The organism is Brevibacillus sp. AY1, from assembly GCF_029870785.1.
Classification (GTDB): domain Bacteria; phylum Bacillota; class Bacilli; order Brevibacillales; family Brevibacillaceae; genus Brevibacillus; species Brevibacillus invocatus.
The window spans coordinates 1-13,655 of the sequence record NZ_JAFLPN010000063.1 but is presented as its reverse complement, the minus strand read 5'-3'; the positions used below and the strand labels follow the sequence as shown (position 1 = coordinate 13,655).

The following is a 13,655-nucleotide window of genomic DNA, read 5'->3' as shown; positions in this document are numbered from 1 at the left end:
GCCACAGCGGACTTAACTTTATAACGCCGAACCAGAGACACAACGGTCTGTCTAAGCAAGTATTTGAGAAAAGAAAACAAGTCTACGAAACCGCGAAAGCCTCGAATCCTAGTCGCTGGTCAGGGGCTACACGCGATTGGAGCCTGGATGAAGAAGTTTGGCTCAATCCGGAAAAAGCGACCCTTATTCAAGCTGAGCAAAAAGCTCAAACATAGCTATCTTATTTTCATCAATTCGCGACAACTATCTTGACAAACACCGACGGAAAAGATTTGGTTCTCAATCGTGATGGAGAAGGAAAAGTTGAAAGCATCACTGTTTCCTTTACTGAAGATCTGAAACCCGGAACAGTTAGCGTTGAAGACTTTGAAGTTGATGGTTACACTGTAGGAAACATTGCACTTGACGAAGATGCATCTAAAGTAGTTATTACACTTGAGGATGCTGGTAATGCTGGGGATAGCTACACAGTACGTTTTGTAGGCTCTGTATCTGATAAGGATGGCAACGCTTATGAAGGCAAGGGTATTGAACTAGCAGGTGCGAAAGATACCGCAGCTCCAACAGTGAATCTTACAACTTTTGAGCAAGTAAATAACGGTAAGGAGATTATCCTTACATTCTCTACCAATGAAGTAATTGACTTTGCTACCGACGCTGATGTGAAAATTAGCTATTTCACTAAGAATGCAGAAGGAAAACTGGTAGCAGTGTCTAACAAGCAAGAAGGTGGAGATTTTGTAAAAGATAAAACATGGTCTGGCTACCTGTGGACTCCATCGGGAAGCTACTCACAAGGTGAAGAACAGGATAAAAATTACAAAAATGTAATTCCTGCCAATACCGTACTCTCTACCCTCGTAAAAGATAGCCAAAGCTATGTTGGTATTGATTGGACTAAGGATCAAACAATCGTAGTTAAAGTTGAAGTAACTGATAACAGTGGTAATGTGAGCGACGTTGCTACAGACGAAGTTGATTACAAAGCGCCAGTAGCACCTCTTGCTGGAGAATAAGTTTTGAATAGGTGCCAGTCACCTGTCAAAGAATAAGGAGAGGGTCAACCGTTTTCAACGGTTGACTTTTTTCTTTTTGTTGGGACTCACTACAAAACTCTAAAAGAACTCGCTGCAAAACTTTCCCGAGGGATTGCCACCAAGTACTTTATATTAACATCATACAATGTTTAGTTACGGAATATTCTGTATAATATAAAGAATGCCGTCAGACCCTCTCAGTCTCCCCTTTTCCTCCTCTCTTTTTCCCTTCACCTTAAAAATAAAACAGAACATACGTTTCTATTCAGACTTCAATACTATATTATTAATAGGAATATGTCTGAAAGGAGGTTCTCGAAGGAAGTGTCTGAAAATCGTTCCGGTGGTATAATGGTAGTACAGACAATGATCGGAGAAGGGAGAGTGATGGCGTGACAAGACGCATGGATTTGAAGGTGGACTACGCGTTCAAGCTGCTGTTCGGCACGCAGGAAAACGAGCCGATCCTGCGGGCGATGCTCAACGCGATTCTAAAGCTCCCTAAGGATGATCGGATTGCCTCGCTGACAATCCTCAACTCGGAGCTGCTTCGGGAGCATGAGACGGACAAACAATCCGTTCTGGACATCTACGCCCGGACGGAAAAGGATGATTACATCAACATCGAGATTCAAGTGGCCGACAAGTACGATATGAAGAAAAGGACGCTCTACTACTGGTCGCGCATCTACGCTTCGCAGTTGAAGAAGGGCAGCCTTTCCTACGGTGAAATGAAAAAGACCATTACCATCAACATCCTGGATTTTGACCTGCTACAGGAAACGGATCGGTACCACTCCAAGTTCCGTCTGTATGAAGATGAGGAGAGGTTTTTGCTGACGGACGTACTGGAAGTTCATTTCGTGGAGATGCCCAAGCTGCTGAGACTGTGGGAGCAGCAAGCCGTCAGTCTTGAGGAGAACGAAAAAGAAAGATGGCTGCTGATGCTGGAGGCAGACGATCGTGAAGACATTCGCAGAGAATTGGAGGCGATTGCTTTGAAAGATCCGGTGATGAAAAAAGCGTTTGATCAATGGGAAGACTTGAGTCGCGACGAGAAAACATGGATTGAGTACGAGACGAGGAAAAAGGCGATTCACGACGAACTGTCCGCTGCAAGAGAAGCTGAGATTCGGCAGCAACGTGCCAGAGAAGAAGGTTTGGCAGAAGGCAGAACGGAAGGCGAGCGACAAAAGGCAACGGAAGTTGCCAAAAATCTGCTAGCGATGGACATGGCTGCTGAAGTAGTTGCAAAAGCAACGGGTTTGTCACTTGAAGAAATCAAAAAACTGAAAGAGCAGCTTCACTAAGCGTAAGCTCACCGCGATTCACAATCGGCCCTGTGTCCAATCAATGGATGCAGGGCGTTTTTGCGTTCAAAAAAAGTCAAAGGAGTTGTTGTACATGCTTTTCCCGAACCTCCCCACCAAGACATTAGGAGGGAGCTTTTTCTGGGACACTCTGGACTTCAGAAGAGGCTGGAAGCTACAGAAGAACATCATCACCGAGCACTACCGGATTCTCGACCCAGAGAATGTCCGTCAGGCATGGAGCGATGATGATGCCGAAATGTGGAAGGCTTTTCAAAAGTTCACGTCCGGAGGTCGAGAATAACATTGTCCCTGCTCCAATCAAAAGACAGCAGGGCATTTTTTCGTTTCAGGAGGTTGAAGGAAATGGACACGATTGGGGATTTTGAGCAGTACCTTGTTGAGAACGGGATTGCACCTAAAACGATTGAGTCCTACGTTGGCGACGTGAAGGCTTTTTGTGTGTTCCTGAAAGAGATGGGCGTGGAAAAGCCGACCGAACTGAAACGCTTCTACGTCTCCAGCTACAAAAGCCACCTCATGGAAAACAAGTACGCGGTGGCCACGATCAACAAAAAGATCAATTCGCTACAGGCATTCAACCTGTTCCTGATTGACCGTAAGCTGACCACCGAACAGGTCGTCACGCTGCGCAAAGACAGGATCAAGGTGGCAGCCGGGAGCGAGGGTGTAGTAGAGGTGTTTTCGGAGCAGGAGGTCAACCACCTGCTCTTTTTCGTCCAGGACAGGAGTAAAGTCATCCTGCGTAACCACCTGATCGTTTGGCTGCTACTGTACACAGGGGTACGTGTGAGCGAGCTTTGCGGCATCCAGCTTAGTGACTTGGACTACCTCACAAATACACTTCAGGTAACGGGAAAGGGTGGCAAGTACAGGGAGATTCCGCTTCGGCCTGATCTTGTGGATCTGATTAAAGAGTACATCCGATCGGATCGGCAGGAGAACAAGCATCGGGAAAGTCACTACCTGCTGCTCAGTCAACGAGCCGAGAAGATGCACAAGGACGCGGTAAACACGCTGCTGGAAGGCTTGGAGAAGCAGCTCAGCTTCAAGCTGTACCCGCACAAATTTCGTCACACATTCTGTTCCCGTCTGCTCAAGAAAGGAGTGCCGCTCACAACCGTCTCAAAGCTTGCAGGTCACGCACACATACAGACGACAGCCCACTACTACATCAACACCAGCAGACAGGATAAAGAGCAGGCTGTCGCTCTGCTGTAAGCTAACTAATCATAATTGGTAACAATCAATCACAAGAAAAAGAGGCATCTTTCCGTCATGGTTGCGGGAAGGTGCTCTTTTCGTTTGGGAGGAAGAGAGCAAATGAGAACCATTAAGACGATTCAGGATGTGCGTTTGATTCAATCAGCGCAGGTGTTTTCCGACACATTCACGTCCTTCCTGGAAGAAGAATTTCTCGGTCTAAAAGAAGCGTTTGATTTCGACGGTTTGGACGAGGCGTTCACGCTGGACTTGTACGGCTACATGGTTGTCTTGGAACAGGGAGACAACATTCGGGATTTGTCCGTAGTTGGCCTTGACCGAGAAACAGGTGGATTGCTTGGTAGCCTACCGGAGTTTGTTGACAAGGTAGAACGGCATGAGGAAACGTGGTACAAGGTTGTGGTGATTTATACCAATGAATACGCTATGTCCTTTATAGTTCCTGAGAACGTCGTCGCGGATGATGAAGAACTGAAAACTTTTTTGGAGGCGCATGTGGAATGAAAACGATTAAAGAAGCAGCAAAACGGGTCAACATCGTCCGGGTACAAATGGTACGGGAATCTAGCCTCCTGTACCCACAGCGCCGCATTCGGATGGCAAAGGATGCCGTAGGACTGTTCCAGACGTTTCTTCAAGAATCGGATCGGGAACAGTTCTTTTTGCTTTGTCTGAACACAAAGAACGAACCAACCGCGATTCACACCGTTTCCGTAGGATCGTTAGATAGTTCGATCGTTCATCCCCGTGAGACCTTCAAAATCGCGATCATTTCTAATAGTGCGTCTGTAATCGTCGCGCATAACCATCCGAGTGGTGACCCCACTCCCAGCCAGCCTGATCTGGATGTGACAAAGAGGCTCCAAGAGGCGGGGGAGTTGCTGGGTATCCCTGTTTTGGATCACATCATTGTCGGTACAGAGGGTGCCTACGTTAGCTTGAAGGAAGGAGGGTACATGTAAGGATGGAAACGCGGAAAATGTTCTCTTCAGATCGATACGTGACACGCGGGGTCAATGAAGTTGTTCCGTTTGAGCTGCAGCTCCTTCTGTGGAGCATCCTTGTGAAAAGACAAGAACGGGGGGATCAGTTGGACTACCTGCAGGTGTTTGAGCTTTCGGCAGAGTGGGTTGACGAAGAGCCCGTGCAAAAGGTTTTGAATCGACAGGAGCAGCCATTCCATGAGGAAGTGTTCTACGTTGACCACACAGAGAACTTGGCGATCGGAGTAACGGCTTGGATCATCGATTCGGGGGAGTATTCAACGATGCTCCTTCCCGAAGAATATTGAGGCGGTGAGGACATGACAATCATCAAAATTATTCTTTTCATCCTACAGATTCTTGTGGGATCAAAAAAGTAGAAAGCGAAAGGGGGATCATCCGTGAATCCATTACTGAAAGAAGTGATCTGGCTCCTAGCAAAACTGGTTCTGGCAGGCATGAGTCGGGAGCAGGCCATAGCCAAAATATCAAAAGAGCATGGGCTAAACCAAGAAGAGCTTCGTGCAAAACTGCTGTAGGTGGCCGATCAGGTCATGATGATAGATTCAAGGGCAGACGTGTTTGCCCTATTTTTTTGTTTTCACACACAGAGAAACATTTTGATAAAAGTCGACGTGTCCGACGACATCGATGTCGACTCACTACCGAAGGCAAGGAGGAAATCGAGATGTTTCAACGACGTAAACGTAATTTGGATTTGACAGGTACAAATGGACAGTCCAAGAGAGAAGGATCTTCGCATGGGATCAGCTGGGAAACCGTGCAACAGAGAACGATTATAAGTGAAAGTCCGTACAATGAGGACGTGGAGATTGAATCTGGATGGGAAGAGGGGGACGAGGACAGCTTTTCGCCAGCAGAAGAATATCAGGAGCGGCACCCCCCTGTAGGCAAGCCCAGGTTGGCCTTTTCAGAACGACCAAACGTGAAAAACGTGGGTTCCAGTCAGTCCGAACCATCCTACCCCGGACTGCAAAAGAGACCGGATTTTTACGAACAGCATAAGAAGCTGACCATCTACGTGGAAAAAGAGCTAGTGGAAACGATGGAGAGGCTGAAAAAGGAACGGTACATTCCAAGCTACAGCTGGTTGGTGTCGGAAGCAGTCAAACAATACCTTGCAGCCAGAAAATGAAAAGGTGTCTAAAAAAAATTTGGATCGCATCCCGACATAGATCCTTTTTCCCCATCCCCGCCCGAATGCTCGCCGTAATCCCCCAATGATTGAGTACCCAGTTCATGCCGATGAATTCGGCGGCTGGAACGTCAACGGGTGGCAGTGGACGTGCGCCTGAGAGTACGCCTTCGATACGAAAAGTTCTATCTTCGGTGACTCCGTCGTCCCGAATCACTTCCTTCGTCGGTCTTGCGACAAAGTTGGAAATGACGAAGGGATTGCCTTTTCTGTCGTAGCTGCATAGGTTTCCATGCTCGTCCACATCGTAGTCCGGCACCTGCTCCAGAGCCTGAACATAGGGAACGTAGACGGGAGCGGTTGGCGGGAGCAATGTCTCCATATCTTGTATAAAGCTCCCCGGGCTGTTCGTCGCTTCCTCATCGTCGTTGTAATTGAGGGAGACGAAGCATTGCTCCATTTGTTCTTCCTCGCAGCCAAAGGTAGAGCATCTTACCATTGCTCCTGATCCCTGCCCAACCTGATCGATCAGTTCGTCGATTCTCTGTTCGCTTCGACTGTCGTGCTTGTCGGAAGATTGGGAAAAGAGCCGTGCAGCCTCTGGATGCCCCGCGCTGATCAACAATCTTATCCATCGATGCCAGTCTTCTTCACTGACACCGTTTTGCTGTTGCGTCTGCCATGCTTTTTGAAACACGACGCATCTTTTGGAGAGTCGTTCCAGCACAGGGGAGGGATCGTCACCTGTCTCTCCTTTTTCTTTCTTCTCAGGTACTTCTTTTGTTTTCTTGCCCATCATCAAGTCGAGGAGCCACTGAGGTGCTGGCGCTAGCTCGATGCCTTGTACCATTTGTAGATTCCGCCATTCGGGTGAACGGAAGGGGGGAGAATGGTCTGCTGACCCTCTCCGAGCAAGGCCAACTCGCTGTGATCTCCATCAAGCGTCTCTGACCACTTCTTGCACACCGTTCCTTCTGGAATCTGGTACAACAGCCGTCTGCCGCCGCCCGGCGTTTGGAATGCCCACGTATCCGGAAGGTCGCCTTTGCTTATTTCTTGGAGCCTGCTCCACGCTTCTTTTCCATCGACATCCACGCCGACCATTCCTGAAACGCTGCCAAGCGCCAATCCGATGTTGAGGTCGGGATATTTCATGATCCAGTCCTCTATTTTTGACTCTGTTGGGACGCCTACGTTAGGCCAGTCCTTTATGCATGGAGCTTTACCCTTGCATGGAATGACGCGTAGCCCATCCTTGGCATACTTTCTTATCCACTTGTGTATCTTGTGTCGATTCTCCGATGTACTCTCCATCTAATTTGAATCTCTCCCTCCTTTCCATTTGAGGGCGTTCAGGTCGTTTTTGGGGATCTCTTCAGCCCTCTTTGCCCTGAAAAAAACCATGGGGGAGCTCTTGCTGTCATCTGAACCATTGTTTTCGTACCTCCCTTCAAATGAACGGAAAATGCCTTTTGTTTTTGGTGAAAGTTACTCCCTTGTTTGGGCTAGCAGATCCATTCACTAACATGAAAGTTCATGTGATAGTCAGAAATGCCCAATGTCTGGAAACTATTAGTAACTGCTGGACCAAATAGTTCCATAACGACCCAAAGAATGTCACGCATTGTATAAACGAAAGGGCCTTCACCTGCGTAACACCAGAATACGATCTTTCCATTTTCGTTCCTTGTTTTGAGTACATCGAAGTGGCTATCCACCTTTTCTTTTATTTCATCAATACTAAATCCAGTCTTGTCAGGTTCTATTGTGATGCTGTAGTACGGCATGAAGAACTCCTCACTATCAACTCCTTCAAATGAAACGCTAAAGCGCTTATCAGTGAAGGTATTCAGGTAACCTTCCAGGGCGGATCTTTTCATCTGCGTTAAAGCATCGACTAAAGATGTTTGATGTTCTGGTACATAACGCACGGGTAGGACATGTTCACCTTCAGCAAGAGCAATAAGGATGGTATCTTTGACAGTATCCTCACCGCTATAGTTGGGCAGAACCTCAGCCACAAGGACGATATCGTTTGTAGAAGTTTCATGCGACTCACTCACGAGTTTGATGTACTTGATAATTTCGATTTCTGAGTCTACTTGTTGTATGCATGGCAAATTAACCGCAAATTCCCTTTCGTTATTTTTCTTAACTTCGTATCCCGAAATGCCGATACACCCTTGACTAACGAGTGTTTTGATAGACAAGACAGTATCCACAGCGATTGCACGGTTATTTTTGATCAGATAACGCAACTTCTCCATTTCGTTTGCCTCCTTTAATGTAAGTAACCGATGGGTAGCTTTTCTAACTTCCCAATCACCACGCTTGCGACTCGTCGTACATCTGTATTCATCATTTTGAAAGGGTCTCAAGGGGCGATTGTCGGTACCCCTTGAGACAACTGCGTTTGATGGGTTCCCCGAACGGTACTTAACGGGGGCGTGTGAAAAAATTTATGACCGGTCCCCCTTTACTGATTTGCATCTCCAGTTGAACGATGCCTTTGGTCAGCATCTGAATATCAAAGCCTCGACTATTCGGACGCCTGTTTTTGGAACACAAAAAAGACGCCCGTTAACAACAAGAATCTTTTCGAACAGACTTAAATAAGCCTGCGAGCACAGTGGCTCCGAAAAAATTCCTCTTGTTATGGCGTCTAGATACGGACTTCACGCACGGTTAATGTCCGGCTGACTGACTTTTAGCCTGCTTCACGGAATAAAGATATTCCCACAGGGCTGCCTTTTGTCGAGGTATTTAGTTTATACGTAGATAATATTGCATCCCTCACATACATTCAACCACCACTTTTTTACAGGCCGAAAACTTACCCTATTTCATTACAGGCCGAGTGTGGGAAGGATCAGCAAGATGTATTTGGCGATTTTGGCATCTTATCGATCTGAAAAGGCTAGTCCGGTATGGATTTTTGGCAAACACCGATCAAGTTTTCTTGGCTGTTTCAAAGGTTGATACATTCATTGGTACAACAGGAACGCTTTTCATTGTGGCAAGCAAAGAGCAAAAAAACACAAGGGATTATCCAAGAGGTACTGAGAACTTTTTCTGTGTCAGAAGTCGAGTAGGCTTTTTTGCAGGGCAATCAGGGCAGACAGGGAATTGCCCTCTTCGCCCTGAAAAATACACGTAGGGGGTGGGGGCAGCCGTACATGGGGGATTGAGCCACTGTTTCTATCCTAAGGGATGCGGAACATGGTAAACTAAAGACAAAGAAAAAGGGCAGGTGAGTGGAATGGCTTGGGAGCCTTCAAAATTTCAGGTATCTTTGCCAGACGATTTTTTGCCACTGTTGAATCAAAGGAATACGAATGTGAGTTTAGATGACCAGGTGAAAGTTACCTTAGCAGTTGGTTTGTTTTTGGAGAAGAAGGTAACGTTGGCACGAGCAGCCGAATTAGCTGGAAAGTCGCTCAGTGACTTTATTGATTACCTGAGTGACCGTGGCATCGCCTGGATGGAGTATACAGAAGAAGATAGACGACTCGATGATCAAACGATTGCCAAGCTTTTAGCGGAAGAAGGAGAACAAGATGCGTAAGGTCATTTCGAATTCAAGCCCGATTATTGCCTTGTCAATGATCGGGCATCTTTCGCTTATGAGTGAGCTTTTTGATGAGGTCTATCTTCCCGCTGAAGTCTATCGTGAAATTGTAGAGAGTAAGAGTATTCGGGGACATGGAAAGCGTGAGCTGCAGGAAGCGGTGGAGCAGGGGCGTTTTCAGATCTATCAGGTGCAGAATGAAGAGTTAGTGAGTAAGCTCTACGGAAAGCTTCATCGTGGAGAGCTTGAAGTGATCATTGGTGCAAAAGAATTAGGTTTTGAGATTGTGATCATCGACGAGAAGTCAGCAAGGAGGCTAGCCGATACGTTCATGCTAAATTCCATTGGTACGGTGGGTTTACTCCTGTTAGCGAAGAGAAGGGGAAAGATTACGGAGATTAAGCCGTATTTGGATCGGTTACTTTCCCATCACTTTCGTATCTCGACAAGCCTATACAAACAAGCGTTATTTCAAGCGGGGGAGTCGGACGAGTCTCTCAGCTAGGTACAGATTGGAGGGCTTTCAGGGCGGTTAGGGTTTACACATTTCCCTCATTGCCCTTGAAAGTACAACGTTAGGCAGGCACAAAAACGCGGAGAACTGAGAAAAAAGACCGAAAAGAAGCAGCAACGCTGCCTCATCCTATCACCAGCTTGCAAACTTTTTGAGTTTCTTGGGGGCTACACACTCTCTATTGGAGAACAAATGGAGCTCTTTCTTTAGGACTCCTGTTTTCCATTTTATGTTGATTTCCTATCTTTTGAGTTGAGTTTCTTCCATATATATGGTTCTACAAATGGTCGAGCAACACGATTGCCAGACTCCTTGGGCGGCATGGGTTTTGTGAGTAGGAAACTGTAGGGAGTTTCCGGTTGGGGTTGTGCTATTAGCAAAACAGGTGTTACTATTTCCTTCCCTGCTCTGACTGCAGCTATCGAAGAAGCAACAGTTGAAGTGAAAAACAATGGCGTTGTTGTACCAGTAAAGGCCAAATTGCTTGATGTTGGTGAAACTACAGCAACATTTGAATTTGTAACTGCCCTGACTGCTGACCCAGCAGGTACTTGGACTGTTAATAATGTTTCCTTTGATGCTAATGCTCAAGCAGCGGTAGCAAAGGTTAACGCAGCAACAAACCAAGTTCAATTACTGGCAGCATTGAAGTCAACCTATTTTGTAAATGTTGATGAAGCAAAAATTGCTGCATATTTCGGCGAAATGAGCGGTAAAACTTACGATACTGTAGCAAGCGTACAAGAAGCTATTGACAAAATCAATAACGCTGCAGGTGAGCAAGCAGTAATTGATGCAATTGTAGATGCTATGACGAATAATAATGAAGTAGCTCTGCTGGCTCAATTGAATAAACCTAATTTTAAAAGAGTAAATAGTGATTTCATTACTCAATACATGGCCGAATTTAAAGGAAATGTTAACACAGCTACAACTATTACTGCAGCTTCAACAGCAGTGAATGTTCAAGCTGAAATTGATGCAGTTAACCTGAAAGCTACTCAAGACGCGGTAACAGCTGCTGATACTACTCCTGCTACAGCTTTAACGGCTGACGCAATTGGTAAGGCACAAGCATTAGTGACAGCACTCCCAACTGACACAAATGCTGAAAAAGCTACTAAAGAAGGTCTACAAGGTAAAATTGATGTAGCGAATGCTGTTGTAAAAGTTAAAGCTGCTACAACTCAAGCAAGTTTGCTGTCTGCACTTAAGTCCCCAGTGCTGAAACTGCAAAAAATTGATGATGCCCTTGCTAAATATTACAAAGATAAACTAGTTCCAGCTAACATTACTACTGCAAGCTACGATATTCAAACAAACATCATCGATGCAGACAAAACAGCTGCCATTGCTGATTATGTTTCCAAAGTAGGTGCAGTTACAGCTGAAACCAATACTGCTGAACTTAAAGCTGTTCTGACTGAGCTTAAGCGTTTGGATGGCACTAACTTTACAGAAACAATCAGCGATTCTCTGTTAAAGGATTATAGAACAGCTATCGTAGCAGCAGCTGCAGGCGATAAAGATTCTGTAGGTGAAATCAATACGCTCATTCAAGGGAAAAACTCTCCTACGTCTGCATTGACTGTTGTTGTAGACGCTGGTGGTGCACTGGATACGGCTGATAAACTTTTGGCTGCTCTTCAAGCAAAAACTTTGAATCTTACTACATTGGTTGCCGCTAATAAGGATGCTTATTACACTGATAAGGCTCTCCTTCAAACGGCTGCCGGAACCGATGCTGCTGCGTTGGCAAAAGCGGTTAACGTTATTAACGCTGTTGTTAGTGCAAACGAAGCTTCAACAGCTACAGGGTTGAGAACTGCATTGACTAATCACTCTGCTAACCTTGCTACTCCAAATACTGCTTACCTTGACCTTAGTGCTCAAGCGAAACTTGAAGTTGCTGAGATCATCATGGAAGCTAAAACAGCTGCATTTGCAAACAGTGCTGCAGTTACAACTGCTGTAGGTGCAAATGCTGGTGCAGGAGCTTTGAAAGTACATGCGGACATTCTTACAGCTGTAAATGGTGAAGATGCAGATTCCAGTTACTGAGAGATTGGAAGTTGCTGAAGCATTTAAAAATGCACTTCCAAGAAAAGAAGATGGAACAGCTATTGCTCTGAGCTACAAATCTTTGGCAGCAATCAAAGCTGACATCGACAAAGCTATTGCAGCAAAATAATTTGTGAGAAACACTAGTAGTTGGGAAGGACTGACCGAAAGGTTAGTTCTTCCTTTTTATATTATTCTTACTAAAAGAGTAATCCATATATTTATCAAGGGTCATTACTTGCATTTACAACTGACTAAATACTTTAAAATACAGAAAATCCCTTACATACGTTCTACTTATCCTAATGACGTTGCTATATAATATATTTAGCGTAATATTATAGGAGGATTATAAATGATCGATTGTATTTCCTTACCATCAAGTATTGCTGTACCCCTAAGCGATATAGATATGTCTAAGCATTTTAATACGTTTAGCTTCACTGGATTTATTGATGAAAAGCAGTTAATTGCCGGTATGCCGGTATTACGAAGAAGCTAAACACACTTGAAGCTTTAACTGATATTGATTACAGTGAGTTAGAAGCAATTATTAAATTAACTGAGCAAGTAGAATCAGTACATGAAGAAAAAGTAGAATTTCTCACGCGCACCAATTGGCTGAAACGTTTGTACAAAGCAAATGAAGAAAAGGGCACAGTAGACACAAAGGAGAAACTCAAGCAACTTCGTATTTACATTGCACCTGTTCAAACATGCCCCCTTAAAAATCAGTTGCTGGAGGAATTTGCTTCTCTTGAAGTCTCCCTTCCAGGTGAAGTGCCGAGTTCTGTGGAACTAACAGGATATGAATTGCTCATGGAAAAGGGAATCAATGAAGCTGGTGACGAATTCATTAATCTGGGCAAAGCAGGGAGAGAATACGTCATTACAGAAGTGCTGAGACAAGAAGGAGATCAAGCGACCACAGCCCATGTTCAGGCCCTAGCAACTCAGCTGGAACAGCGGGTGCTCACTCTTTCAGAAGTCTCAGATCGCATGGAATTGATTGCCGAGCTAGACCAATTGCCACTATCCACTTTTTCCTCTTTACAAGAAGTCAAAAGAGAGAGAGTAGCCGAAGCCCTCATTCAAGAAAAAGAGTGGACAGGACTGTTCTCACTGGAGCGTAAAATCACGCAGATCAGCAATGCCATTGACAGGGAAGAGCGTGAGAACTACGAAAAAGAGAACGTCATTGATTTGCCGGACGGAAAAGCTTCCACAACGATAGATTTGCGGTTTCATTCAATCGATTAATCTGAGAAACTATCGCTGAAATGCGGTAGCTTTTTTTTTTACACGAACTCACTGAATAACCCTGTGGAAACTCGCTGAAAAATGATTCTGTCCTTAGAACGACTTGCCACTCTCCAGTAAGGAATAGAAATTAGCGTAATCTGACTTGCTGATTAATATAAAGAATGCAGTCAGCCGCCAATTTTCGGTAGCTGGCTTTTCTTGTTTAAGGTAAGATCCCCAAAAATTGATTCTATCAAAGTTTGAAGATTATATTATTAATGAGAATATGACGGAAAGGAGGCTTTGGCTGGAGTGTCTGAAAAGCATTCCGGTGGTATAATAAATATAAAAATATATGACGTACGGAACAAGGGAGAGTGATGGCGTGACCAAACGAATGAATCCCATCGTCGATTTCGTGTTCAAGCGGATTTTTGGTACTGAGGATTTTTGGTACTGAGGAAAACAAAGACCTGTTGCTGTCTTTTCTCAACGCGACGCTAAAGCCGGAGGAAGGAAGTCAACTCAAGGAGATTACA

19 protein-coding genes and 1 pseudogene are annotated in these 13,655 nt (G+C 45.2%); 17 read left to right on the top strand and 3 right to left on the bottom strand.

All coding sequences use genetic code 11. The features are described from left to right. The 10 genes and pseudogenes from JZI27_RS23710 to JZI27_RS23665 all read left to right on the top strand — a co-directional run. Nucleotides 1-215 (top strand): annotated as a pseudogene (locus JZI27_RS23710) (IS3 family transposase); the annotation flags it as partial. A gap of 33 nt (nt 216-248) precedes the next feature. Further along, nucleotides 249-1,016 carry an Ig-like domain-containing domain gene (locus JZI27_RS23705; RefSeq protein WP_280209628.1) on the top strand — a complete coding sequence of 256 codons (768 nt, stop codon included), beginning with the start codon at nt 249-251 and terminating at the stop codon, nt 1,014-1,016. Nucleotides 1,017-1,429: 413 nt separating this feature from the next. Continuing rightward, nucleotides 1,430-2,347, top strand: a complete 918-nt coding sequence (locus JZI27_RS23700; RefSeq protein WP_280209627.1) for an Rpn family recombination-promoting nuclease/putative transposase — start codon at nt 1,430-1,432, stop codon at nt 2,345-2,347. A gap of 94 nt (nt 2,348-2,441) precedes the next feature. Then, nucleotides 2,442-2,651: a hypothetical protein gene (locus JZI27_RS23695; RefSeq protein WP_057134121.1), complete on the top strand. Its 210-nt coding sequence runs from the start codon at nt 2,442-2,444 to the stop codon at nt 2,649-2,651. A 62-nt stretch (nt 2,652-2,713) separates the two neighbouring features. Next, on the top strand, nt 2,714-3,589 hold the full coding sequence (locus JZI27_RS23690) for a tyrosine-type recombinase/integrase (RefSeq protein WP_280209623.1): 876 nt from the start codon (nt 2,714-2,716) through the stop codon (nt 3,587-3,589). Nucleotides 3,590-3,691: 102 nt separating this feature from the next. Then, nucleotides 3,692-4,096 (top strand): hypothetical protein, encoded by a 405-nt coding sequence (locus JZI27_RS23685; protein ID WP_057134140.1) that lies wholly within the window; start codon nt 3,692-3,694, stop codon nt 4,094-4,096. Next, the gene (locus tag JZI27_RS23680) at nt 4,093-4,554 is read left to right on the top strand and encodes a JAB domain-containing protein (RefSeq protein ID WP_280209621.1); all 462 of its coding nucleotides are present in this window, start codon (nt 4,093-4,095) and stop codon (nt 4,552-4,554) included. Before JZI27_RS23685 ends, JZI27_RS23680 begins: the two co-directional genes overlap by 4 nt. 2 nt (nt 4,555-4,556) lie before the next feature. Further along, a complete protein-coding gene (locus tag JZI27_RS23675; protein ID WP_280209619.1) occupies nt 4,557-4,883 on the top strand; it encodes a DUF960 family protein in 327 nt (108 codons plus the stop codon). A gap of 93 nt (nt 4,884-4,976) precedes the next feature. After that, nucleotides 4,977-5,114 (top strand): hypothetical protein, encoded by a 138-nt coding sequence (locus tag JZI27_RS23670; protein WP_280209617.1) that lies wholly within the window; start codon nt 4,977-4,979, stop codon nt 5,112-5,114. Nucleotides 5,115-5,263: 149 nt separating this feature from the next. Then, nucleotides 5,264-5,731, top strand: a complete 468-nt coding sequence (locus tag JZI27_RS23665; protein ID WP_280209614.1) for a ribbon-helix-helix domain-containing protein — start codon at nt 5,264-5,266, stop codon at nt 5,729-5,731. Here the strand turns inward: JZI27_RS23665 and JZI27_RS23660 are convergent. The 3 genes from JZI27_RS23660 to JZI27_RS23650 all read right to left on the bottom strand — a co-directional run bounded on the left by JZI27_RS23660 (nt 5,703) and on the right by JZI27_RS23650 (nt 7,998). Continuing rightward, the gene (locus JZI27_RS23660; RefSeq protein WP_280209613.1) at nt 5,703-6,581 is read right to left on the bottom strand and encodes a hypothetical protein; all 879 of its coding nucleotides are present in this window, start codon (nt 6,579-6,581) and stop codon (nt 5,703-5,705) included. The genes JZI27_RS23665 and JZI27_RS23660 overlap by 29 nt on opposite strands. After that, complete coding sequence (locus JZI27_RS23655; protein ID WP_280209612.1) at nt 6,560-7,045, bottom strand: bifunctional DNA primase/polymerase; 486 nt, start codon at nt 7,043-7,045, stop codon at nt 6,560-6,562. The genes JZI27_RS23660 and JZI27_RS23655 overlap by 22 nt, the downstream gene beginning before the upstream one ends. A 191-nt stretch (nt 7,046-7,236) precedes the next feature. Beyond that, nucleotides 7,237-7,998 carry a hypothetical protein gene (locus JZI27_RS23650; protein WP_280209611.1) on the bottom strand — a complete coding sequence of 254 codons (762 nt, stop codon included), beginning with the start codon at nt 7,996-7,998 and terminating at the stop codon, nt 7,237-7,239. Between the two features lie 992 nt (nt 7,999-8,990). Here JZI27_RS23650 and JZI27_RS23645 point away from each other — a divergent pair. From JZI27_RS23645 to JZI27_RS24955, 7 genes are all read left to right on the top strand, one after another. After that, nucleotides 8,991-9,296 (top strand): UPF0175 family protein, encoded by a 306-nt coding sequence (locus JZI27_RS23645; RefSeq protein WP_276532017.1) that lies wholly within the window; start codon nt 8,991-8,993, stop codon nt 9,294-9,296. Continuing rightward, nucleotides 9,289-9,804 (top strand): PIN domain-containing protein, encoded by a 516-nt coding sequence (locus JZI27_RS23640; RefSeq protein WP_057134098.1) that lies wholly within the window; start codon nt 9,289-9,291, stop codon nt 9,802-9,804. Before JZI27_RS23645 ends, JZI27_RS23640 begins: the two co-directional genes overlap by 8 nt. Nucleotides 9,805-10,254: 450 nt before the next feature. Beyond that, nucleotides 10,255-11,874, top strand: coding sequence for a hypothetical protein (locus JZI27_RS23635; protein ID WP_280209607.1), 1,620 nt, complete (start codon nt 10,255-10,257; stop codon nt 11,872-11,874). Then, nucleotides 11,855-12,004, top strand: a complete 150-nt coding sequence (locus JZI27_RS23630; RefSeq protein WP_280209605.1) for a hypothetical protein — start codon at nt 11,855-11,857, stop codon at nt 12,002-12,004. Before JZI27_RS23635 ends, JZI27_RS23630 begins: the two co-directional genes overlap by 20 nt. A 225-nt stretch (nt 12,005-12,229) precedes the next feature. Continuing rightward, nucleotides 12,230-12,376, top strand: coding sequence for a hypothetical protein (locus tag JZI27_RS23625; protein WP_280209603.1), 147 nt, complete (start codon nt 12,230-12,232; stop codon nt 12,374-12,376). 290 nt (nt 12,377-12,666) lie between these two features. Further along, complete coding sequence (locus JZI27_RS23620) at nt 12,667-13,134, top strand: hypothetical protein (protein ID WP_280209602.1); 468 nt, start codon at nt 12,667-12,669, stop codon at nt 13,132-13,134. Between the two features lie 416 nt (nt 13,135-13,550). Then, on the top strand, nt 13,551-13,655 hold a 105-nt coding region (locus JZI27_RS24955; protein WP_348521386.1), incomplete at its 3' end, for a PD-(D/E)XK nuclease family transposase.